Source organism: Pseudomonas sp. PDM27 (genome assembly GCF_019219205.1).
In the GTDB taxonomy this organism is placed as follows: Bacteria; Pseudomonadota; Gammaproteobacteria; order Pseudomonadales; family Pseudomonadaceae; genus Aquipseudomonas; species Aquipseudomonas laurylsulfatiphila.
The window spans coordinates 46,497-67,855 of the sequence record NZ_JAHUWF010000017.1 but is presented as its reverse complement, the minus strand read 5'-3'; the positions used below and the strand labels follow the sequence as shown (position 1 = coordinate 67,855).

Sequence of the window (21,359 nt, the reverse complement as noted above, 5' to 3'; positions counted from 1 at the left end):
CCGCTCCCACAGGGGATTTGTATCGCCAGACTAGCCGCGATAGATCAGCTGCGAAGCCTTCGCGTTGCGCAGCGTCAGGTGTTCGATCCCCAGCCCCGGCGCCTCGGCTTCCTCACGGGCCTTGAGGATCACCCCGTGGTGCGGCGACTTGCTGCACACCGGGTCGGCATTGGCGGCATCGCCGGTCAGCATGAAGGCCTGGCAGCGGCACCCGCCCAGGTCCTTGTGCTTTTCGTCGCAGGAGCGGCACGGCTCCTTCATCCAGTCGTCGCCGCGAAAACGATTGAAGCCGAACGAGTCGTTCCAGATATGCGAGAGACTGTGCTCGCGCACGTTGGGAAACGCTACCGGCAACTGCCGGGCGCTGTGACAAGGCAAGGCCGTGCCGTCGGGGGTGATGTCGAGAAACAGGTTGGCCCAGCCGTTCATGCAGGTCTTGGGACGTTCCTCGTAGTAGTCCGGGGTGACGAAGATCAACTTGCACGGGTGACCCTGGGCTTCAAGGCGTTCGCGGTATTGGTTGGTGATGCGCTCGGCACGCTGCAATTGTTCACGGGTGGGCAGCAGGCCGACGCGGTTGAGTTCAGCCCAGCCATAGAACTGGCAGGTGGCCAACTCGACAAAGTCCGCCTCCAGCTCCAGGCAGAGTTCGATGATCTGCGCGATCCGGTCGATGTTGTGCCGATGGGTGACGAAGTTCAGCACCATCGGATAGCCCTGGGCTTTCACCGCACGGGCCATGGCGAGTTTCTGGGCAAAGGCCTTGCGCGAACCGGCGAGCATGTTGTTCACCGCTTCGTCGGCAGCCTGGAAGCTGATCTGGATATGGTCCAGCCCGGCCACCTTGAAGTCGCGCACCTTCTGCTCGGTCAGGCCGATGCCGGAGGTGATCAGATTGGTGTAATAGCCCATGTCCCGGGCGGCCTTGATCAATTCGGCGAGGTCCTGGCGCACCAGCGGCTCACCGCCGGAAAAGCCCAACTGCGCGGCGCCCATGTCCCGCGCCTCGCGGAATACGCGAATCCATTCTTGCGTGTTCAGTTCCTCGCCGTGCCGGGCAAAGTCCAACGGATTGGAGCAATAGGGGCACTGCAACGGACAGCGGTAAGTCAGCTCGGCGAGCAGCCACAACGGCGGTCCGGGCAGCGTCTCAATCGATCCAGAATTGCGCATGGGCCACCTCCAGAAACGCCAGCACGTCTTCGTCGATCCCGGGTACGCCGGGGAAATTCGCACTCAATCGCTCAATGATCGCCGCCACACTGCGCTGGCCATCCACCAGGTTGAGAATCTGCCCGGCACTGGCGTTGAGCTTGATCATGCCTTCGGGGTACAGCAGCACGTGGCAGTCCTGGCGAGGCTCCCATTGCAGACGAAAACCGCGACGCAAGGCCGGTGACCGCTGGCGATCGATCAGGCTCACAGGGCGATCCCCCGGTGCCAGACGTTGTCGCCGGTGACCGTGTGATACGGCGGGCGCGCAAGTTCGTAGGCCATGCTCATGGCATCGAGCATGCTCCACAGCACGTCAAGCTTGAACTGCAGGATCTCCAGCATGCGTTGTTGCCCCTCGGCCGTCACGTAGTGCGCCAGGGTGATGCGCAACCCATGCTCGACATCGCGCCGCGCCTGGCTCAGGCGCGTGCGGAAATAGGCGTAGCCGGCAACGTCTATCCACGGGTAATGGGTCGGCCAGGCATCAAGTCGCGACTGATGGATCTGTGGGGCAAAGAGTTCGGTCAGCGAACTGCTGGCCGCTTCCTGCCAGCAGGCGCGACGGGCGAAATTGACGTAGGCGTCCACCGCGAAACGCACGCCGGGCAGCACCAGCTCCTGGGAGAGGATCTGCTCGCGATCCAGGCCCACGGCTTCGCCCAGGCGCAGCCAGGCTTCGATTCCGCCCTCGCTGCCGGGAGCGCCGTCGTGGTCGAGAATCCGTTGCAGCCACTCGCGGCGCACGTCGCGGTCCGGGCAGTTGGCGAGAATCGCGGCGTCCTTCAGGGGAATGTTGATCTGATAGTAGAAGCGATTGGCGACCCAGCCCTGGATCTGCTCGCGGCTGGCGCGGCCGGCGTACATGGCTTGATGGAAAGGATGATGGATGTGGTAGTAGGCGCCCTTGGCGCGCAGGGCAGCTTCGAATTCGCTGGGGGACATGGGTGTGTCGGTCATTGCGGGTCTCCGGGGAATCTTCGGTGTCTGATCCGGCCTCTTCGCGGGCAAGCCCGCTCCCACAGGGTTCGGCAGTGTCCACAAAACCTGTGGGAGCGGGCTCGCCCGCGAAGAGGCCGTCGGCTACAGCTCAATACTCAAGCCGTCATAAGCCACTTCGATCCCCCGCCGCTCCAGCAGCGCCCGCTCGGCCGAGTCTTCATCAAGGATCGGATTGGTGTTGTTGATGTGGATCAGCACCTTGCGCTGGCGGTTGAAACCCTCCAGCACTTCAAGCATCCCGCCGGGGCCGCTTTGTGGGAGGTGCCCCATTTGGCTGCCCAGGCTCTGGCCGACTTCGCAGATACGCATCTCGTCGTCGCGCCACAGGGTGCCGTCCAGCAGCAGGCAATCGGCACGCTGCATCCAGCCCAGCACTTCATCGTCGACTCGACCAAGGCCCGGCGCATAGAACAGCGACGCGCCGCTGCGCAGGTCTTCGATGAACAGGCCAATGGTGTCGCCCGGTTGCGGGTTGCCGCGATTGGGCGAATACGGCGGCGCGTTGCTCACCAGGGGAATGGCGCGAAACTGTAAATGCCCGCAGGCCGGGATGCTGAACGGTTGGCGATCGAGGCCGACCGGTTGCCAGCGCAATCCGCCGTTCCAGTGTCCGAGCATATTGAACAACGGGAAACCGCTGCTCAGGTCCTGATGCACACGCTCGGTGCACCAGACGTCATGGGGGCAGCCTTCGCGCAGGCTGAGCAAACCGGTGCAGTGGTCGATCTGGCTGTCCAGCAGCACGATGCCGGCGATGGCGCTGTCACGCAGGCGCCGCGCCGGTTGCAGTGGTGCAAAACTCTCGAGTTGCGCGCGAATGTCCGGTGACGCGTTGCACAGCACCCACTCCACACCGTTGTCACTCAAGGCAATCGACGACTGCGTACGACGCTGGGCCCGCAGGCTGCCATTGCGCACACCGGCGCACTGGCGGCAGTTGCAGTTCCACTGCGGAAAACCACCGCCAGCGGCGGAACCGAGAACGCGGATGTGCATGGCGGATGCTCCAGGAGGCAGGTCCGGCCAACCCATCGGCTGGCCGGGTGATCAATCAACGGTTGGCGAAATACATCGTCACTTCGAAGCCAATGCGCAGATCGGTAAACGCGGGTTTAGTCCACATGGGTCATTCCTCTTCTTGTGCCGGGTGATTCCGGTAGAGCCATTAATGCACGGTGGGCCGGGTGGGCGAATGCTACTTTCGAAGGAGGTTTGGGGGTGATTTGGTAGGGGGGTAACCGTATACATGAAACACACACAAACCCCTGTAGGAGCTGCCGAAGGCTGCGATCTTTTGATCTTGGAATTCACAATCAAAAGATCGCAGCCTTCGGCAGCTCCTACAGGGATTGTGTGCATTCAGTGGGTTAGAAGAACCCCAGCGGATTGATGTCGTAGCTCACCAGCAGGTTTTTCGTCTGCTGATAGTGATCAAGCATCATCTTGTGGTTTTCCCGGCCGACGCCGGACTTCTTGTAGCCGCCGAACGCGGCGTGCGCCGGGTACAGGTGGTAGCAATTGGTCCATACGCGCCCGGCCTTGATCGCCCGGCCCATGCGGTAGGCGCGGTTGATGTCGCGGGTCCACAGGCCGGCGCCGAGGCCGAACTCGCTGTCGTTGGCAATCGCCAGGGCTTCGGCTTCGTCCTTGAAGGTGGTGACACCCACCACAGGACCGAAGATTTCTTCCTGGAACACGCGCATCTTGTTGTGGCCCTTGAGCAGGGTCGGCTGGATGTAGTAACCGCTGGACAGGTCCCCCTCCAGGCGTTCGGCCGCGCCGCCGGTGAGCAGCTCGGCGCCCTCCTCCTGGGCAATGGTCAGGTACGAGAGGATCTTGTCGTATTGCTGCTCGGACGCCTGGGCGCCGACCATGGTGTCGGTGTCCAGCGGGTTGCCGCGCTTGATCCTGGCGATCTTCTTCATCACCTCGGCCATGAACGGCTCGTAGATCGACTCCTGCACCAGCGCCCGGGACGGACAGGTGCAGACTTCACCCTGGTTGAAGAACGCCAGCACCAGGCCTTCGGCGGCTTTTTCGATGAACGCCGGTTCCGCGTTCATGATGTCCTCGAAGAAGATGTTCGGCGACTTGCCGCCCAGCTCGACGGTGCTCGGGATGATGTTCTCGGCGGCGCAATGCATGATGTGCGCGCCCACCGGGGTCGAACCGGTGAAGGCGATCTTGGCGATGCGCTTGCTGGTGGCCAGGGCCTCGCCGGCTTCGCGACCGAAGCCCTGGACGATGTTGAGTACGCCCGCCGGCAGCAGGTCAGCGATCAGCTCGGCGAACACCATGATCGACAGCGGCGTTTGCTCGGCAGGCTTGAGCACGATGCAGTTGCCGGCGGCGAGCGCCGGTGCGAGTTTCCAGGCGGCCATCAGCAGCGGGAAGTTCCACGGAATGATCTGCCCGACCACGCCCAGGGGCTCATGGAAGTGATAGGCCGTGGTCAGCTCGTTGATCTCGGCAGCCCCGCCTTCCTGGGCACGGATGCAGCCGGCGAAGTAACGGAAGTGGTCGGCCGCCAGCGGTACGTCGGCGTTCAGGGTTTCGCGCACGGCCTTGCCGTTGTCCCAGGTTTCGGTGACGGCCAGGACCTCAAGGTTCTGCTCGATGCGGTCGGCGATCTTCAGCAGCACCAGGGAGCGGTCCTGGGCCGAGGTCTTGCCCCAGGCGTCGGCAGCGGCATGGGCGGCGTCGAGGGCCTTGTCGATGTCGGCGGCGCTGGAACGCGGGAATTCGGCGATCACTTCACCGTTGACCGGCGAGGTGTTGGTGAAGTACTCGCCATTGATCGGGGCAACGAACTCGCCACCGATGAAGTTGCCGTAGCGCGGCTTGAAGGTAATGACGGCGCCTGGGGTTCCGGGTTGTGCGTAGATCATGGTGGGCCTCTGTCTGGGTCGATGCCTGTCGTACTGACAGGCGATGAGCCGATACTAGAGAGCCCCGCGTGCCAGACGAATGCGTCGTTGGCAGGAGGGTCTCTCGTTATTTGGTCGTAGGTTTCACACGAATTAATGTGGGAGCGGGCTTGCTCGCGAAGGCGTCGTGTCAGCCACAAAGTTGCTGAATGACACACCGCATTCGCGAGCAAGCCCGCTCCCACAAGGGATCAGTGTTTGGCGACAAGATCCTTGGGCAGCTTGAAGGTCCAGAGCATGCCACCCTGGTTGAAGTCCTTCACCCGCTTGGCCACTTCGCCGCCCCACAGCGGTACCGCGCCGCCCCAGCCGGAGAGCACCGAGACGTACTGTTCGCCGTCCATTTCCCAGGTCACGGGCGAGCCGAGCACGCCGGAGCCGGTCTGGAATTCCCAGACCTTTTCGCCGGTCTTGGCGTTGAACGCCTGCAGGAAGCCTTCAGGCGTGCCGGTGAACACCAGGTTGCCCTTGGTGGTCAGCACCCCGCCCCACAGCGGCGCGTAGTTCTTGTGGCGCCAGACTTCCTTGCCGGTTTTCGGATCGATGGCCCGCAGCACGCCGATGTAGTCTTCGTTCAACGGCTTGATGGTGAAGCCGGCGCCGAGGAACGCCGCGCCTTTCTTGTAGGCGATGCCTTCGTTCCAGATGTCCATGCCCCATTCGTTGGACGGCACATAGAACAACCCGGTGTCCCGGTTGTAGGCCATCGGCATCCAGTTTTTCGCACCGAGGAACGCCGGCGCCACGAACACCGAGCTGCCCTTGACTTCCGAACCCGGGGCGCCGGGACGGCTGGCTTCGTTGTAGATCGGCCGGCCGTCCTTATCCAGGCCGGTGGCCCAGGTGATCTTGTCCACGAACGGGAAGCCACGGATGAATTTGCCGTTGGTGCGATCCAGCACGTAGAAGAAACCGTTACGGTCAGCCGTGGCCGCTGCCTTGATCTCCTTGCCGCCTTCGTTGTAGTTGAACGACACCAGCTCGTTCACGCCGTCGTAGTCCCAACCGTCGTGGGGCGTGCTCTGGAAGTGCCATTTGATGGTGCCGTCGTCCGGGTTGAGCGCCAGGCGCGACGAGGAGTAGAGGTTGTCGCCAGGGCGCAGGTGCGAGTTCCAAGGCGCCGGGTTGCCGGTACCGAACAGCAGCAGGTTGGTTTCCGGGTCGTAATACCCGCCAAGCCAGGGGGCTGCACCGCCGGTTTTCCACAGATCGCCCGGCCAGGTCTTGCCCGCCTCGCCGCCGGAGATGCCGTTCTCCACGGCTTTGCCGTCCTTGTAGACATAGCCCATATGGCCTTCGACCGTCGGCCGGGTCCACAGCAGATCACCGTTTTTCGGATCGTAGGCCTCGATCTTGCCCACCACCCCGAACTCGCCACCGGCCACGCCGGTAATCAGCTTGCCATTGATCACCAGCGGCGCGGCACTGATCGAGTAGCCTTCCTTGTGGTCGGCGACTTTCTTGCTCCACACCACCTTGCCGGTGTCCTTGTTCAGCGCCACGAGCTTGGCGTCGAGGGTGCCGAAGATCACCAGGTCGCCATACAGCGCGACGCCACGGTTGATCACGTCGCAGCAAGGGCGGATGTCATCGGGCAGACGCGCATCGTATTGCCAGAGCTTCTTGCCGGTACGCGCATCCACGGCGAAGACCCGGGAGTAGGAACCGGTCATGTACATCACGCCGTCCTTGACCATCGGCTGCGCTTGCTGGCCACGCTGTTTTTCACCGCCGAAGGAAAACGCCCAGGCCGGGCGCAGCTCCTTGACGTTGTCGACGTTGAGAATATCCAGCGGGCTGTAGCGCTGCCCTTGAACGCCGAGGCCGTTGGTCACGACCTGTTCCGGGTTCTTCGGGTCCTGGAGAATGTCCTGGTCGGAAACCCCGGCCAATGCCTGGCCGGACAACAGCATGGCACTGAGCAGCAGGCTCAGGACGAAGGGCTGGCGACGTGCGGGTTGAGTCATGACGGCTTCCTCTGCGGATTTTTGTTATGTCCGGAAATTTTCCCGGTCTGGTGCAGATTCTTGGGCGCCACCGCCCTGACAACAATTGCCCGCAATGAGGAGATTGCTAGTTCCTTGGTACAGGGTGGGAGGAGATGAGCAGCGGATTCTGTACCTGACACAGCCCCCCTTGTGGGAGCGAGCCTGCTCGCGAAGGGGCCGGCACATCCGACATCGATGTTGCCTGACACTCCGCCTTCGCGAGCAGGCTCGCTCCCACAGGGGATTTGGGTCGGCTATTTGCTGGCGGAATCCACCCGCGTCATCCGCTCGCGCTCATAGCGCGGATACAGATGACTGACGCTGCGGATCAGTTCATAACGGCTCAGGTTGATCCCGGCGAAGCGTTCGGGGATGGGGCTGCGGATCATCTCCGCCATATCACTGCCATTGGTCGCGCCGTCGCGCATGAGCTGATCGAGCCAGGTCAGGTAATCGCGCATCTGCTCGAAGGGTTGTGGGTCGCTCGACACCGGCCCATGGCCCGGCACGACCTGCGTCCAGGGCAAATCTTGCAGGGTCGCGATGTCCGCCAGCCACACTGACAGCCCCGGACTGTTGGGCGTGGTCAGCGCCCGCTGATAAAACACCAGGTCCCCGGCATACAGCACGCCGGTTTGCTGGTCGAGAATAGCCAGATCCGCGCCCGTATGCCCACCCAGGCTCAGCAGACGCAGATCGTGATTCCCAAAACTTTTCACGCCGGATGTCAGCGTCCGCGTCGGCAACACCACTTCGGTGCCACGCATCCAGTCGCCGACCATCCGGTACATATTCTCGGCCATGGCATCGCCTTGCCGGTGCAACAGCTCGGTGGTGCCGGCCAGGGCGCCGATCGGCACGTCGGTGAAGGCCTGATTGCCCAGCACATGGTCCGGGTGGTGATGGGTCAGCAGGACCTCGATCACCGGTTTGTCGGTGGTGGCGGCAATGGCCTTGCGCATCGCTTCGCCGTAACGCCGGGACGGCCCGGTGTCGATCACCACCACACCGAGTTCAGTGACGATAAACGCGGTGTTGACGATGTTGCCGCCATTGGCCTTGGCGAAATTATCGGGGCTGCCTTCCAGCAGCCAGGTGTCCCGGGCGATCTGCCGGGGCTTGAGTGAGTAGTCGAGATCGGCCAGGGCCGGCAGACTGACGCTTAACACCATCAACAGGATCCAGCGCATGCCACGCTCCTTGGGGTCAGGGGATCGATGCATCGAACTCATTGCCGCTGTTGTCCCGTAGCAACAGACGCGTTTGCCCTGCCCCCTCGATGTCAAAGGCCAGGTTGGGGTTTTCGCTGACCGCCGGAAACAGCTCCAGCCGGGCCAGCACGTGTTGGTTGTGGTCACGCAGCTCGGCATGGTTGATGAAGAATTCCGGAATGCCGCTGACCATGCCGTTGTCCATGGGATGGGCCACCTGCATACGCAAACGGCTGAATCCGTCCCGGGGATAGCGCCCGCCGAGCACTTCGCCGATGTGTTCCTCCCAGCCCGGCTGGGTGCGCACCACACTCGGCGCGGTGCAACCGCCACCTGCGGCGTCAATCAGGGTCGAGCCGACATGCCACAGCCCGTCGCGGGTCAACACCGCCGCGCGCAGGGGCGTGGCCTGTTCGATGCGAATGCGCAACGACAGCCAGGGCAAAACCGAATCCAGCGGCTGGAAGTCGACGATTTTCGGCAACGGATTCAGTTCTGCCCAGGCGAGGATTCTCACCACCTCGCCCTTGAACGCCCGGGCGTCGATTTCCAGCGGCACCTGCCGGGCGTCTTCGGCAAACGGCGGCGCCAGCAGCTTGACCCGTTCATCGAAAACGAACGGCGCATTGCCCAGAAACTGCTGGTGATAGAAAGCCCACATCACCGATGGCACCGGGTCTTTGCCGGGATCGATCGCGCCAGCCTGTGCCGCCAGGCTCAACCAGCAGGCCAACAGACAACTCCCTCGCCATTTCATCGCCTGCTCCTTATTGATACATCTCAGGCGCGTCGTAACGCAGGCCGTAATGGCCGTAGATGGTCTTCACCGTACCCTCGCGGATCAGGCCTTCGAGCGCCTCTTCCACGGCATAGGCCAGTTGCCGGTTGCTTTCGTGCACCGCCATGCCGATTTCCCAGAGCTGCTTGCCCATGTTCGGGTAGGCGTTTTCTGCCAGCGCCAGCTGCGGGTCGGCCGCTTCGTGCACTTGCCAGTCGATTTCGCCGCGCATGGCCATCACCGCGTCGACCTCACCGGCCTTCATCGCGGCAAACGCCTGGGGCACGCCCGGATAGTGATGGGTCTTGCCGGCGAGCATGCCGTTGAACACCGAGGTCAGGTAGAACGACGGCACGCTGTCGACTTCGACACCAATCGGGTGCTGCTCGAACACCGCGACGCTGGCGACCTTGTCCAGCCTTCGGCGGTCATAGGCCACCTGCCATTGTTCGTTCTGGTACGGACCGAACATCACCACATGGCCGTTGACCAGTTCACCGAGCTCGTTGCGCTTCTGCGCGTAGTCGTGGTCGTAGGGCACGCGCATCATCAGGTCGGCCAGTTGCTGGTTGTGCAAGGCACTGGCACGCCAGATGTAATCGCGCAGGTCGTCGTCGAGCTTTTCCCCCGCCGGCGCCCAGATCAGCGTCAGGCGCACGCCGAGCGCCTTGGCCAGGGCTTCGGCCAGCTCGACATCGACACCCAGGGGTTTGCCGGCGCGTTCAAAACTGTATGGGGCGAAGTCCTTGTAGACCGCCACCTTCAACTCCCCGGCGGCGATCATTTCGTCGTAGTTGCGAACCTGCGCCTGCGCCGCCTGGCAGCACAGCCACAGCGCGCTGATCAACACCGCGAACAGGCGCATGGGTCACTCCTCGACGTGCACAGTGTCCAGATAAGTGCGCACCGCCCACAGGGCTTCCTGGCTCAGGTAGTCGGCCATCTTCGGCATGTACACGCGACCGTCGCGCACCGCGCCATGGCGCACCCGTTCGACGAACCATTCATCGCCCGCCTCTGCGACATCGAGCATGCGCAGGTCGGGGGCGATACCGCCGGACTTGGCCTCCAGGCCATGACAGGCCGCGCAGTTCTGGGTATAGGCCGAAGCGCCGATTTCCACTGCCTTGTCGTGTTCCGGAGCGGTGCGATACGGGTTCACCGCGGCCCAGCCATCGGCATCGAGCTGCACACCGGTATCTTTTATCGGGGTCAGGCCCTGGGTGGCGACGGCCTGTGGCACCACGTTGCCGTGGGCCCAGACGGAACCTGCGCCGATCAAACTGGCCAATAGGCCGGTCACGAGCAAGGCGTTGCGTTTTGTTGTCATTGTCATGCCCTCTGGATTGCACGCAAAACCTCTTGGCAGAGGCTATGGCAGCCATCTTAGAAAGCCCCGCGCCCAGACCCCATGCTGCTTTGGTGGTCGCCACCTACTCCCTTGGTCGTAAGGCGATCGTTGGACACGGGACGCGGGCCCTGGAGCCGGTCGACGCCGATCAGGGTCAGGATCAGCAGAAACGGCAGGAGCAGTGCTTTGACGATACGCATGGTCAATCCCCTCCAGATCAATGGCCGTAGTTGCCCATGCTAGAACCGCGCCGTGTGTGGCGGGCTACTACCTTGGTACTGGCCCTTCGGTACTTTCTGCATATTTTCACTGCCCCTCAGGCTTCCTATGCTGGCGCTAACGGTCATGGAGAGCCTTATGCGCCAGCTTGCCCCTTACGCCCTGATCTACCTGCTGGCGATTGCCTGCGCCGCCGGCCTGGCCACCCAAAGCCAGGCCGCCGATGCCCCTTTGCAGGTGCGGATCGGCTACCTGGGTTATCGCCCCGACCCCGGCCCATTGCTGTCCAACGTCATCCCCGAACCCACCGATGCCGGGCTGCGCGGTGCCGAACTGGCGATCACCGACAGCAACAGCACCGGGCGTTTTCTCAACCACGGCTACAGCCTGGTTAGCGCCAGCGTCGACAGCCCCGAAGCCTTGCTCGAAGCGGCGAAGGCTCAGCACGAACAAGGCCTGCGCCTGTTTGTGGTGAATGCCCCCGCGACCAGCCTGCGCCAATTGAGTGCGGCACTGCCCGACAGTTTGCTGTTCAACGCCGGCAGTGCCGATGACAGCCTGCGCACCACCGCTTGCCTGCCGAACGTGCTGCACACCTTGCCGAGCCGGGCGATGCTCGCCGATGCGCTGGCGCAGTTTCTGGTGTTGCGCAAATGGCAACGGGCGCTGCTGATCGTCGGCCCGACCCCGGACGATCAAGCCTATGCCGCCGCCCTGCGCCGCGGGGCCAAGCGCTTTGGCTTGCAACTGGTGGCGGAAAAACCCTGGAGCTTCGATAACGACCAACGCCGCAGCGCCCAGGCGGATATGCCGCTGTTCACCCAGACCACCGAGTACGACGTGGTACTGGTGGCCGATGAACGCGGCGACTTCGGTGAATACGTGCCCTACCAGACCTGGTACCCGCGCCCGGTCGCCGGCACCCAGGGCCTGACCCCGGTGGGCTGGCACAAGACCGTGGAAACCTACGGCGCCGCACAGTTGCAAAAACGCTTTGAAGCCCTGACCGGGCGCTGGATGAATGACCGCGATTTCGCCGCCTGGATGGCCGTGCGCAGCATCGCCAGCGCCGTGAGCAAATTGCGCCAGGCCGAGCCGATGGCGATCCGCACGCTTGAAATCAGCGACCAGTTGCCCCTCGATGGTTTCAAGGGTCGCAAGCTCAGCTACCGGCCATGGAACGGCCAGTTGCGCCAGCCGATTCCCATCGTCCAGCCCCGGGCGCTGGTCAGCACCTCCCCCCAGGAGGGCTTTCTGCACCCGTTCAACGAGATGGACAGCCTGGGCTACGACAAACCCGAAGTCAGCTGCCGCTTTCCCTGATCCGAACATCACAACAACAAGGAATCCGCCATGCGCCGCACCCTGCTCTCGTGCACCTTGCTGCTCGCCGCTGGCCATGCCGTTGCCAGCACCGCCTGGGTCTCCAACGAAAAGGACAACAGCCTGAGCCTGATCGACCTGCAGACCCTGCAAGTCACCGACACCCTGCCCGTCGGCCAGCGCCCCCGCGGCCTGCTGCTGTCCCACGACAACAAGCTGTTGTACATCTGCGCCAGCGACTCGGACCGGGTCCAGGTGATGGACGTGGCCACACGCAAGATCATCAAGGAACTGCCCTCGGGCAAAGACCCCGAGCAATTCGCCCTGCACCCGAACAATCGCTGGTTGTACGTCTCCAACGAAGACGATGCGCTGGTCACGGTGATCGACACCGAGACCTCCAAGGTGCTCGGCCAGATCGATGTCGGCGTCGAGCCCGAGGGCATGGCCGTCAGCCCTGACGGACAGTGGGCGGTCAACACCAGCGAAACCACCAACATGCTGCACTGGATCGACACCAGCACCCAGACCCTGGCCGACAGCACCCTGGTGGACCAGCGCCCGCGCTTCGTCGAGTTCTCCCCAGATGGCGCACAACTCTGGGCCTCGGCGGAAATCGGCGGCACCGTGACCATTCTCGATGTGTCTAGCCGCACCGTGCTCAAGACCCTGAACTTCCAGATCAAGGGCGTGCACCCGGACAAGGTCCAGCCCGTCGGCATCAAGCTCAGCGCCGATGGCAAGTACGGCTTCGTCGCCCTCGGCCCGGCCAATCATGTGGCGGTGATCGATGCCAGGACCTTCGAGATACTCGATTACCTGCTGGTGGGTCGACGGGTCTGGCAGATGGCATTCACCCCGGATCAGAAGCAGTTGCTGGCCACCAACGGCGTCAGCGGCGATGTCTCGGTGATCGATGTCGACAGCCTCAAGGTCAGCAAATCGGTGAAGGTCGGGCGCTATCCCTGGGGCGTGGTGGTGACACCATGAACGCCCTTGAAGTCAGTGACCTGAGCTTTGCCTACGGCGCCCGGGAGGCCCTGCGCAAAGTGAGTTTCAGCCTGGAGCCCGGACGTTTCGCCGCGCTGCTGGGGCCCAACGGCGCCGGCAAGTCGACCCTGATTGCCCTGCTGACCCGGCTCTATGATCTGCAGCACGGCGAGATCCGCGTCGGTGGCTGTTCATTGCGCAGCGCGGCACGCCCGGCACTCAGGCAGTTGGGCGTGGTGTTCCAGCAAAGCACCCTGGACCTGGACCTCAGCGTCGAGCAGAACCTGCGTTATCACGCGGCATTGCATGGCCTGTCCCGGCGCCAGACCGACCTTCGGGTCGACGCCGAACTGGCCCGCCAGGCCCTGACCGAGCGCCGCCGCGAACGGGTGCGCGAACTCAATGGCGGCCATCGTCGCCGGGTGGAAATTGCCCGCGCCCTGTTGCATGAGCCGCGCCTGTTGCTGCTCGATGAAGCCAGTGTCGGCCTCGACCCGGCGAGTCGCCTGGCGCTCAACCAGCACATCCGCAGCCTGTGTCGCGAGGAGCACATCAGCGTGCTCTGGACCACCCACCTGCTCGACGAAGTGCAGCCCAGCGATGACTTGCTGATCCTGCATCAAGGCCGGCTGGTGGCCAGCGGGCAGGCCGATGCCCTGAGCCTGGAGCACGGCGGTGACCTCGGTTCGGCCTTCACCCGCCTGACTACATCGGGAGCTGCCCAATGAACGCTTACTGGCAATGTTTCAGCGGTATCGTGCTGCGCGAATGGCTGCGCTTTGTGCTGCAACGCACCCGATTTCTCAGCGCCCTGGTGCGGCCGTTGCTGTGGTTGCTGGTGTTCGCCGCCGGTTTTCGCGCAGCGCTGGGGATCGCGATCATCGAACCCTACGACACCTACATCCCCTACGAGGTCTACATCATTCCCGGCCTGGCCTGCATGATCCTGCTGTTCAACGGCATGCAGGGGTCTCTGTCGATGGTCTACGACCGCGAGATGGGCAGCATGCGCGTGCTGTTGACCAGCCCCCTGCCGCGTACCTTCCTGCTGTGCAGCAAGCTGCTGGCCACGTCGCTGATTTCGCTGTTGCAGGTGTACGCGTTCCTGGCGATTGCCTGGGTCTACGGCGTGCGGCCACCGGCCATGGGCCTGTTGCTGGCGTTGCCGGCGCTGCTGCTGGTGGCGTTGATGCTCAGCGCACTGGGCCTGTTGCTGTCGAACGCGATCCGCCAGCTGGAGAACTTTGCCGGGGTGATGAATTTCGTGATCTTCCCGCTGTTTTTCCTGTCATCGGCACTGTATCCGCTGTGGAAGATGCGCGAAGCCAGCGAATGGCTGTACTGGCTGTGCGCGGTGAATCCGTTCACCCATGCGGTAGAGCTGGTGCGTTTTGCCCTGTACGAACGCTTCAATCCGCTGGCGCTGGCGGTGTGCACGGGGCTGACGCTGCTGTTCGCGTTGCTCGCCGTACTGACCTTCAACCCGCAGCATGCGGCCTTGCGTAAATCCGGGTAAATACATCCCCCTGTGGGAGCGAGCTTGCTCGCGATAGCGGCGGCACATTCAATAAATGAATTGACTGACATAACGCTATCGCGAGCAAGCTCGCTCCCACAGGGGTTCTTCATTAAGCAGGGGGAAGTTACTACTTTAGTACTGGTTTCCCTGTCTATCGTCGCATTCCCAACGCCCCCCGACTGGCATGTAATAGGTCCATAACTATAAGGACTGTACCCATGCCGCGTGCCCGAGACTGTCTACTGCGCCCTTCTTTCGCCGCCCTGTCGCTGTGCGTCGTACTGGGCGTTGCGCAAGCCGATACCCCGCTCTTCTCAGTTGACGGCTATCGCATCGACCTGTACCGCAGCCCGACGCCGAACCAGTTGCCGGGCGCGACCATCGTCGACACACCTGCCCTGCAATTACTGCTTGAGCAAACCCCGCGTCCGCTGCTGATTGACGTCTACCGCCGCCAGTGGCTGCAAGGGCAGTTCATCGAAGACCAGCCCCATGAAAACCTGCCCGGCAGCCATTGGCTGGCCAATACCGGTGACGGTGAGCTGACGCCGCAATGGCAGGACTATTTCGCCGCCAACCTGAAAAAGCTGACCGCCGGCGACCCGACGCAACCGCTGGTCTTCTATTGCCGCTCCGACTGCTGGTTGAGCTGGAATGCGGTCAAGCGCGCAGCCACCATGGGCTATAAGACCCTGTATTGGTATCGCGATGGCCTGGACGCCTGGCAAGCGGCCAATCTTCCGGTTTCGCCAGCCAGGCCCGAACCCTTTCCCTGAGCTTTACGCGTGCGTGTCGATGCCACACCATAATCAAAATAATGAGGTGAAAGGCCATGTACAAAATCCTGATTGCCGACGATCACCCGCTGTTTCGCGAAGCCATCCACAACGTCATCAGCGACGGTTTTGCCGGCAGCGAAGTAATGGAAACCGCCGACCTGGACAGTGCCCTGGCCCTGACCCAGGAACACGATGACCTGGACCTGATCCTGCTCGACCTGAACATGCCCGGCATGCACGGGCTCAATGGCCTGATCAACCTGCGTAACGAAGCGCCGACCATTCCGGTGGTGATTGTCTCCGCCGAACAGGACAAACAGATCGTGCTGCAAGCCATCACCTACGGCGCCGTGGGTTTCATCACCAAGTCTTCACCCCGTGCCCAGATGACCGATGCCATCCAGCAGATTCTCAATGGCAATGTCTACCTGCCCCCGGACATCATCCGCACCGCCAAAAGCAGCACCCACCGGCGGATGAACGACACCCCGAGCTTCCCGCCCGAACTGCTCCAGGCCCTGACCCGCAAGCAACTTCAGGTGCTGGAACGCATGACCAAGGGCGAATCGAACAAGCAGATCGCCTACACCCTGGAAATCGCCGAGACCACGGTCAAGGCCCACGTCTCGGCGATCCTGCGCAAGCTCAACGTGCACAACCGGGTGCAGGCGATCCTGAGTGCCGGGGATATTGATTTCGGGTCTTATCTGCGGCGTTGAGTCATCAAGACCGCGGCGCGCCCTTCGCGAGCAGGCTCGCTCCCACAGGCACGGTGCTGCCCCTGCTCGCGAAAAGGACTTCACATTCACCGAAGATTTCAAGGTCGGCCAAGCAAATGACTCATCGCCGTCTTCAGCTTCATCGGCCGCACCGGCTTGTGCATCAGGGTGTGGCCCAGTTCGCGGATCTGCTGCTTGAGTTCATTGCTGTAGTTGGCCGTGATCATCATCGCCGGGAGCGGTGACGCACGCCGGGCATTGATGCGCGCCACAGCGTCGACACCGTTGCGATCGTTGTCCAGGTGATAATCGGCAATCAGCAAGTCGGCCTCGGCGTTGAAATTGTCCACTTGCCGCGCCAGGTCCTCCTCCGACAGCGCCGTCACCACCCGACACCCCCACCCCTCCAGCAAGGTGCGCATGCCGGCACAGATGGTCGCGTCGTTGTCCAGCACCCATATCCGCGCCCCCCGCAGGCGCTCGAGCATCGGCTCGCTCATCTGCAACGCGAGCTGCGGCTTTGGCGCGGTGGCGCTCAAGGGCACTTCGACCGAAAACATCGAACCCCGGCCCGGCCATGAACGCACATGAATGGGATGCCCGAGGATGCCGGCAATCTTCTCTACGATCGCCAGGCCCAGGCCCAGGCCGCGATCCTGATCGGGTCGCTGCACATCACCGCGCTTGAACTCCTGGAAAATCTCCTCCAGGCGATGCTCGGCAATGCCCATGCCGCTGTCCCAGACTTCGATCGTCAGACACTGATGATGCCGCCGGCAACCGAGCACCACGCGACCACTGTAGGTATAGCGAATCGCATTGCTCAGCAGGTTGCGCAGAATCCGCGCCAGCAGCTGGATGTCACTGCGCACCAGCGCCGAACAGCCAATGAAGTGCAATTGCAGGCCTTCACTGCGCGCCACCTGGGTGTATTCGGCGGCCAGGTTGTCCAGCAGTTCACTGAGGGCGAACGGCGCAATGTCGGCCTTGATCACCCCCGCATCGAGCTTGGAAATATCCACCAGGGTGCCGAGCAGGTTCTCCACGTCTTCCAGGGAATTGCTCACGTTGCGCACCAGAATCTCGCTGGACATCGGCTCGCGCCGTTCCAGCAAGGCACTGGTAAACAGCCGCGCGGCATTCAACGGTTGCAGCAGGTCATGGCTGACGGCGGCGAGGAACTTGGTCTTCGACAGGTTGGCCTGCTCGGCTTCCTGCTTGGCCTCGCGCAAGCGTGACTCCACCAGGCGACGCTCATCGATCTCGCGCAGCAACTGGTCGTTGAGGGTGGTCAATTCCGCTGTGCGCTCGCGTACCCGCAGCTCCAGGTTCTGATACGCCTGATGCAGCGCCTCGGCGGTGCGGCGGCGTTCGGTGATGTCGCGGATCAACACGAAAATCCCCACCACCTCGCCACTGGCCAGACGGTTGGGCACATAGGAGCGCAGCATGTAGCGCTCCTGGTTGTTGACGTTGGTTTCGGCAAACTCGAACGTCACGCTCTCGCCGGCCAGCGCCCTGGCCACGTAGGGCTCCAGCCGCTGGTAATGCTGTTCGCTGTGCACTTCGCGCAGGCTCTGGCCGAGCATCACGCCGCGGGGCCAGCAGTACCACTCTTCGTAGACCTTGTTGGTGAACTCGTAGACCAGGTCGGCATTGAGGTAGGCAATCAATGCCGGCACGTGATCGGTGATCAGGCGAATCCAGTGTTCGCTTTCACTCAGCGCCTCGGCGTGCTGGTAGCGCTCGGTAATGTCGGTGAAGGTGTTGACGAAACCGCCGGTGGGCAACGGATGGGTGCGGATTTCCAGGACCCGGCCATCGTACAGGCGCTGCTCGCATTCGTGCACCGGTCGTCCGTTGCCATCGCGACTGGCCGGGGTCAGCAGGTTCAGCTCACTGTCGGCGATCACCTCGGCAAACGGGCGATGGGCCGCCACCGGCGCCAGGCCGCTCAACTCCAGGAAACGCCGGTTCCACAACTCCAGGATGCCCTCGGCGCTGACCATCGCCACCCCTTGGGACAGGTTGTCGACCGCCCGTTGCAACAGGTGCGATTTCTGCGCCACCGCCTGCTCACGGCGTACGGTTTCGCTGAGTTTGACGTCGGTGATGTCGGTGAACAGGATCACCCGCCCTCCTTCCTGGGTCGGGCGCTCGCTGACTTGCAGCCAGCGCCCGTTCTGCAGGCGGTAAAGCAGGTTTTCGTCGGCATGCCCGCGCGGCTCCTCGGTGAACAGGGCGTTGTTCATCATCAGCCGCTTGACCTCGGTCAGGCGCATGCCGGCGTTGATCCGCACCCGGCTGTTGCTCCAGAACGCCTTGAAGCGACTGTTGAACAGCACGATGCGCTGGTCGGCGTCGAACAGCACGAAGGCGTCGGAAATGCTTTCGATGGCATCGATCAGGTGTTGGTGCGCCGTTTCCGCGCGCAGGCGGGCTTCGCTGAGCAAATGATTGCCGGCCTTGAGTTCGGCCATGGCCTGGTTCAGGGCATCGGTGCGTTCGCGGACTTGCTCGGCCAGCACCACCGAATGCTGGAATGCCGCGTACGGATCGTTGCCCCGGGTTCCCCCGGACTCGACCCGTTCGATCAGCGCGCCATTGATGCGCTGCAGTTTATGGTTTTCCAGGCGCAGCCCGGCCAGTTCGGCCTGCAGTTCAGCGATGTCCTGGGGCACGGCCACGGGCAATGGCAACGCCTGTGAAGGTCTGGTTGATGTGCATGCCATTGAACTGTTCTCCATAGGTGTTGAAACCCATCACCCGCTGCTCGCGCAAAAACCTGCCGATCTGATCAAGACTGCCGTCGTCCTCGAGTTCCAGACGCCGCAGGAAACAGTCGCAACCGATGGTCAGCAGCAAATCACCCAGGCGCTCCTGCAACCCCTCGAACAGGCGCTGCAGGTTCGGCAGCATCGGCCCCGGGGTCATGGCGGTGAGGACGATGCCGTTCTCCACGGCGCAGTAGAAACTCAGGCTCAGGTCCGGATGCACCTGCTGGATGGCCCGCACGTAGTAATGCTGGTTGATCCGCACCGCCAACGGGTGCGCGGCAAAGACCCGGTGATCGAGTTGTGTCACTGGCACGCCGATGTGCCGGGCGTACTCCTCGGCGGCAGGCTCGGCATTGAGCTCGAAGACCCGGCGCAAGGTGCTGTCGGCCCCGGTGACCACCAGCTTTTCGGCGCGGGGCAGCACGTGGTGGGTGGTGAACACTTCGAAATCCAGCCAGGTATTGACCAGCACCACCACGGCCGCGCCGCTGTGGAACTCGCCATCGAAGTACACATGGGTATGGGTCAGGTAGTTATCGTCGCCGGCCGAGCCGCCGAAATGCGGAATGTCGCCCAAGGCCGCACTCAAGGCCGCCAGGACCATTTCTTCGCGGCTGGACAGGCCATCGAGCAGGGTCAGGGCAAAGCTGTTGCCCTTGATCGGGGCCAGGGTGTTGCTGCGACAGCCACTGACCAGGCGCTCGACCATTTGCTGGGCGTCGATCAGGCTGAAGTGCTCCATCTGGTCGATCAGCTCGATCGAGATGGAAAAGTGCCGGTGATCGAAACCCACCGCCGTCACGCAATTGCGCCCGTAGCCCAGCGGGGTGATTTCCCCGGCGCTGGTGCAGCCCGCCAGGCGAATGCCGCCAAAGCTTTGCTGCAAGGCCTGGCCCAGCGCCTGCAAGTCGTATTCGGCGGAACAGAAGAACAGCACGAACCCCAGGTGCGGGTGCAACAACTGTCGTGCCAGTTCCTGCGCGACCTGCCGGGCATCGGTGGCCTGGGACATTGCACTGACGACGCCTTCGCTCTGCTGCATCCTTACCTCCCGCAGGTGCGTGTGTATGAGGCACGAGTGTACGAAGTCTCTGGGGGGTGACGAATGCTACTTGGGTAGCGGGTAGCCGCTTCGATGGGATGAGACAAATAAAGCTCCCACACTAGTTTTGGTTATCCGCAGGTGTTGCGTACACCCGGTACCCTGTGGGAGCGAGCTTGCTCGCGATGGGGCCATCACAGCCAACATCCATGTCGCCTGACACCCAGCCATCGCGAGCAAGCTCGCTCCCACAATTATTTGTATTCCAGCCTGCTACCAGGTCAGCACCGCGCCCACGGCAAAGGTGTCGGTGTCTTCGTTCTGCTCGTCGGTATCGTGGCCGTTGATTTCGAACTGGTTGTACTCGGCCACCAGCTTGAGGTTGTCGTTCACGTCATGGAACAACGCGATGCCGCGGGTCTCGTAATCCGCACCGCTGCCGACCACGCCGTTGCCGTCGTCATTGGTCTTGCCGTAGGACAAGGCCAGGCGGTTCTTGCCCAGTTTGTAGGAGCCCTGCATCAGGTAGCCGTCGCTGTCGACGTTGCGCAGGGTCGGCTCGCCGGCATTGTTGGTGAAAAACGGGTTGATGCCCTTGGCCTGGAAACCGGACCCGGTGAGGGACAAGCCGCCCATCTTCGCCTGCACGCCATAACCGACCCCCTTGGAGGTGACGGTCTCGACCGTGGAATCGGTGTTGTCCGAGGTCTGGTAGCTGCCGTTGACCCAGCTGTAGATCTTTGCCCCGGCCAGGTCGAACTGATAGGTGACTTCGCTCTCGGTACGCGGGTTTTCCTGATAGGCCTTGCCCGTCGGGCTGCTGTCGTTGGTGTCCACCGGGTCCATGATGCCGACCGCCACGCGCAGACCGTCCATCACCGGCGTGCGATAGGTGATCTGCGAGGTCGGGAACGGATACGGGTAACCGGTGCCGATGTTGCCGAACGATACCCCGCCGCCATCCACCAGCCCCAACGTATCGCTGACCTGGCCGTAACCGGCGAGCATTTCGTCGAGCAGGATGTTGGAACGGGCGAACAAGCCGAAGTCCTTGCCGATCAGCACCTCGCCCCACTCCGGGTTGGCCACGGTGCCGAAGAACTGCCGCACATCGATGGCGGTGTCAGTGCCGTTGGTTTGGCTGTCGTTGATGGTGACCCAGAACGAGGCACGGGCGCCGAGCTTGAGATCGTCTACCTGCTTGCCCATGTTGAACCCCAGATAGTTGGGCAAAAAGCCCATCTTGACCCGTGACTGCCGACGGTCGTACTGATCGCTGGCACGGTCGACATCGCTGTTTACGTAGAAGGCGTTGATGTAGCCGTCGGTGGAGAACGTGGTCTGGTCCTTGTCGTACAGCATGATATCCGCCTCAGCCATCTGGCCCAGGCCCAGGGCAGACAGGCTGGCGATAAAGGCTGGCAGAAAACGATGCGTGACGTTCTTATTGTTGTGCATGGCGCGCTCCGAAACGGGGGACTGAGTGTCGGAGGCGATTATCGAAACCTGACGGGCGGCGCCA

Annotated in this window: 21 protein-coding genes; 6 read left to right on the top strand and 15 right to left on the bottom strand. The window is 62.7% G+C overall.

Going from position 1 to position 21,359, the window contains the following annotated elements:
• Positions 1 to 30: 30 nt before the first annotated feature.
• The 12 genes from pqqE to KW838_RS27015 form a co-directional block, all read right to left on the bottom strand.
• The gene (gene pqqE, locus KW838_RS27070; RefSeq protein WP_218504109.1) at positions 31 to 1,173 is read right to left on the bottom strand and encodes a pyrroloquinoline quinone biosynthesis protein PqqE; all 1,143 of its coding nucleotides are present in this window, start codon (positions 1,171 to 1,173) and stop codon (positions 31 to 33) included.
• Entirely contained in the window at positions 1,151 to 1,423 is a 273-nt protein-coding gene (gene pqqD, locus KW838_RS27065) for a pyrroloquinoline quinone biosynthesis peptide chaperone PqqD (RefSeq protein ID WP_218504108.1), read from the bottom strand. The genes pqqE and pqqD overlap by 23 nt, the downstream gene beginning before the upstream one ends.
• Entirely contained in the window at positions 1,420 to 2,172 is a 753-nt protein-coding gene (pqqC, locus tag KW838_RS27060) for a pyrroloquinoline-quinone synthase PqqC (protein WP_218504107.1), read from the bottom strand. Before pqqC ends, pqqD begins: the two co-directional genes overlap by 4 nt.
• Before the next feature lie 123 nt (positions 2,173 to 2,295).
• The gene (pqqB, locus tag KW838_RS27055; protein ID WP_218504106.1) at positions 2,296 to 3,210 is read right to left on the bottom strand and encodes a pyrroloquinoline quinone biosynthesis protein PqqB; all 915 of its coding nucleotides are present in this window, start codon (positions 3,208 to 3,210) and stop codon (positions 2,296 to 2,298) included.
• 55 nt (positions 3,211 to 3,265) lie between these two features.
• The gene (gene pqqA / locus KW838_RS27050) at positions 3,266 to 3,337 is read right to left on the bottom strand and encodes a pyrroloquinoline quinone precursor peptide PqqA (protein ID WP_003253598.1); all 72 of its coding nucleotides are present in this window, start codon (positions 3,335 to 3,337) and stop codon (positions 3,266 to 3,268) included.
• Between the two features lie 244 nt (positions 3,338 to 3,581).
• Positions 3,582 to 5,102 (bottom strand): aldehyde dehydrogenase family protein, encoded by a 1,521-nt coding sequence (locus tag KW838_RS27045; RefSeq protein ID WP_102701836.1) that lies wholly within the window; start codon positions 5,100 to 5,102, stop codon positions 3,582 to 3,584.
• 230 nt (positions 5,103 to 5,332) lie between these two features.
• On the bottom strand, positions 5,333 to 7,108 hold the full coding sequence (locus KW838_RS27040) for a PQQ-dependent methanol/ethanol family dehydrogenase (RefSeq protein WP_102701835.1): 1,776 nt from the start codon (positions 7,106 to 7,108) through the stop codon (positions 5,333 to 5,335).
• Positions 7,109 to 7,383: 275 nt separating this feature from the next.
• Positions 7,384 to 8,319, bottom strand: coding sequence for a quinoprotein relay system zinc metallohydrolase 1 (locus KW838_RS27035; protein WP_218504105.1), 936 nt, complete (start codon positions 8,317 to 8,319; stop codon positions 7,384 to 7,386).
• A gap of 16 nt (positions 8,320 to 8,335) precedes the next feature.
• Positions 8,336 to 9,097 carry a quinoprotein dehydrogenase-associated SoxYZ-like carrier gene (locus KW838_RS27030; RefSeq protein ID WP_102701833.1) on the bottom strand — a complete coding sequence of 254 codons (762 nt, stop codon included), beginning with the start codon at positions 9,095 to 9,097 and terminating at the stop codon, positions 8,336 to 8,338.
• 10 nt (positions 9,098 to 9,107) lie between these two features.
• Positions 9,108 to 9,983 carry an ABC transporter substrate-binding protein gene (locus KW838_RS27025; RefSeq protein ID WP_218504104.1) on the bottom strand — a complete coding sequence of 292 codons (876 nt, stop codon included), beginning with the start codon at positions 9,981 to 9,983 and terminating at the stop codon, positions 9,108 to 9,110.
• A 3-nt stretch (positions 9,984 to 9,986) separates the two neighbouring features.
• Positions 9,987 to 10,448, bottom strand: a complete 462-nt coding sequence (gene pedF, locus KW838_RS27020) for a cytochrome c-550 PedF (RefSeq protein ID WP_102701831.1) — start codon at positions 10,446 to 10,448, stop codon at positions 9,987 to 9,989.
• Between the two features lie 56 nt (positions 10,449 to 10,504).
• Positions 10,505 to 10,669: a hypothetical protein gene (locus KW838_RS27015; RefSeq protein ID WP_218504103.1), complete on the bottom strand. Its 165-nt coding sequence runs from the start codon at positions 10,667 to 10,669 to the stop codon at positions 10,505 to 10,507.
• A 157-nt stretch (positions 10,670 to 10,826) separates the two neighbouring features.
• On the opposite strand from KW838_RS27015, the gene KW838_RS27010 reads away from it, so the two are divergent.
• From KW838_RS27010 to KW838_RS26985, 6 genes are all read left to right on the top strand, one after another.
• Complete coding sequence (locus tag KW838_RS27010) at positions 10,827 to 12,011, top strand: ABC transporter substrate-binding protein (protein WP_218504102.1); 1,185 nt, start codon at positions 10,827 to 10,829, stop codon at positions 12,009 to 12,011.
• A gap of 30 nt (positions 12,012 to 12,041) precedes the next feature.
• The gene (locus KW838_RS27005) at positions 12,042 to 13,001 is read left to right on the top strand and encodes a YVTN family beta-propeller repeat protein (RefSeq protein WP_218504101.1); all 960 of its coding nucleotides are present in this window, start codon (positions 12,042 to 12,044) and stop codon (positions 12,999 to 13,001) included.
• The gene (locus KW838_RS27000; protein ID WP_095967638.1) at positions 12,998 to 13,729 is read left to right on the top strand and encodes an ABC transporter ATP-binding protein; all 732 of its coding nucleotides are present in this window, start codon (positions 12,998 to 13,000) and stop codon (positions 13,727 to 13,729) included. The genes KW838_RS27005 and KW838_RS27000 overlap by 4 nt, the downstream gene beginning before the upstream one ends.
• Positions 13,726 to 14,517 carry an ABC transporter permease gene (locus KW838_RS26995; RefSeq protein WP_102701828.1) on the top strand — a complete coding sequence of 264 codons (792 nt, stop codon included), beginning with the start codon at positions 13,726 to 13,728 and terminating at the stop codon, positions 14,515 to 14,517. The genes KW838_RS27000 and KW838_RS26995 overlap by 4 nt, the downstream gene beginning before the upstream one ends.
• A gap of 221 nt (positions 14,518 to 14,738) precedes the next feature.
• A complete protein-coding gene (locus KW838_RS26990; RefSeq protein ID WP_102701827.1) occupies positions 14,739 to 15,296 on the top strand; it encodes a PQQ-dependent catabolism-associated CXXCW motif protein in 558 nt (185 codons plus the stop codon).
• A 56-nt stretch (positions 15,297 to 15,352) separates the two neighbouring features.
• Complete coding sequence (locus KW838_RS26985; protein WP_007976602.1) at positions 15,353 to 16,018, top strand: response regulator transcription factor; 666 nt, start codon at positions 15,353 to 15,355, stop codon at positions 16,016 to 16,018.
• Positions 16,019 to 16,116: 98 nt separating this feature from the next.
• Here KW838_RS26985 and nahK read toward each other — a convergent pair whose 3' ends face one another.
• The 3 genes from nahK to KW838_RS26970 form a co-directional block, all read right to left on the bottom strand.
• Positions 16,117 to 18,750 (bottom strand): hybrid sensor histidine kinase/response regulator NahK/ErcS', encoded by a 2,634-nt coding sequence (gene nahK / locus KW838_RS26980; RefSeq protein ID WP_256358983.1) that lies wholly within the window; start codon positions 18,748 to 18,750, stop codon positions 16,117 to 16,119.
• On the bottom strand, positions 18,680 to 19,837 hold the full coding sequence (gene nosP, locus KW838_RS26975; protein WP_218504100.1) for a nitric oxide-sensing protein NosP: 1,158 nt from the start codon (positions 19,835 to 19,837) through the stop codon (positions 18,680 to 18,682). Before nosP ends, nahK begins: the two co-directional genes overlap by 71 nt.
• Before the next feature lie 273 nt (positions 19,838 to 20,110).
• Positions 20,111 to 21,295, bottom strand: a complete 1,185-nt coding sequence (locus tag KW838_RS26970; RefSeq protein WP_218504099.1) for a porin — start codon at positions 21,293 to 21,295, stop codon at positions 20,111 to 20,113.
• Positions 21,296 to 21,359: the final 64 nt, after the last annotated feature.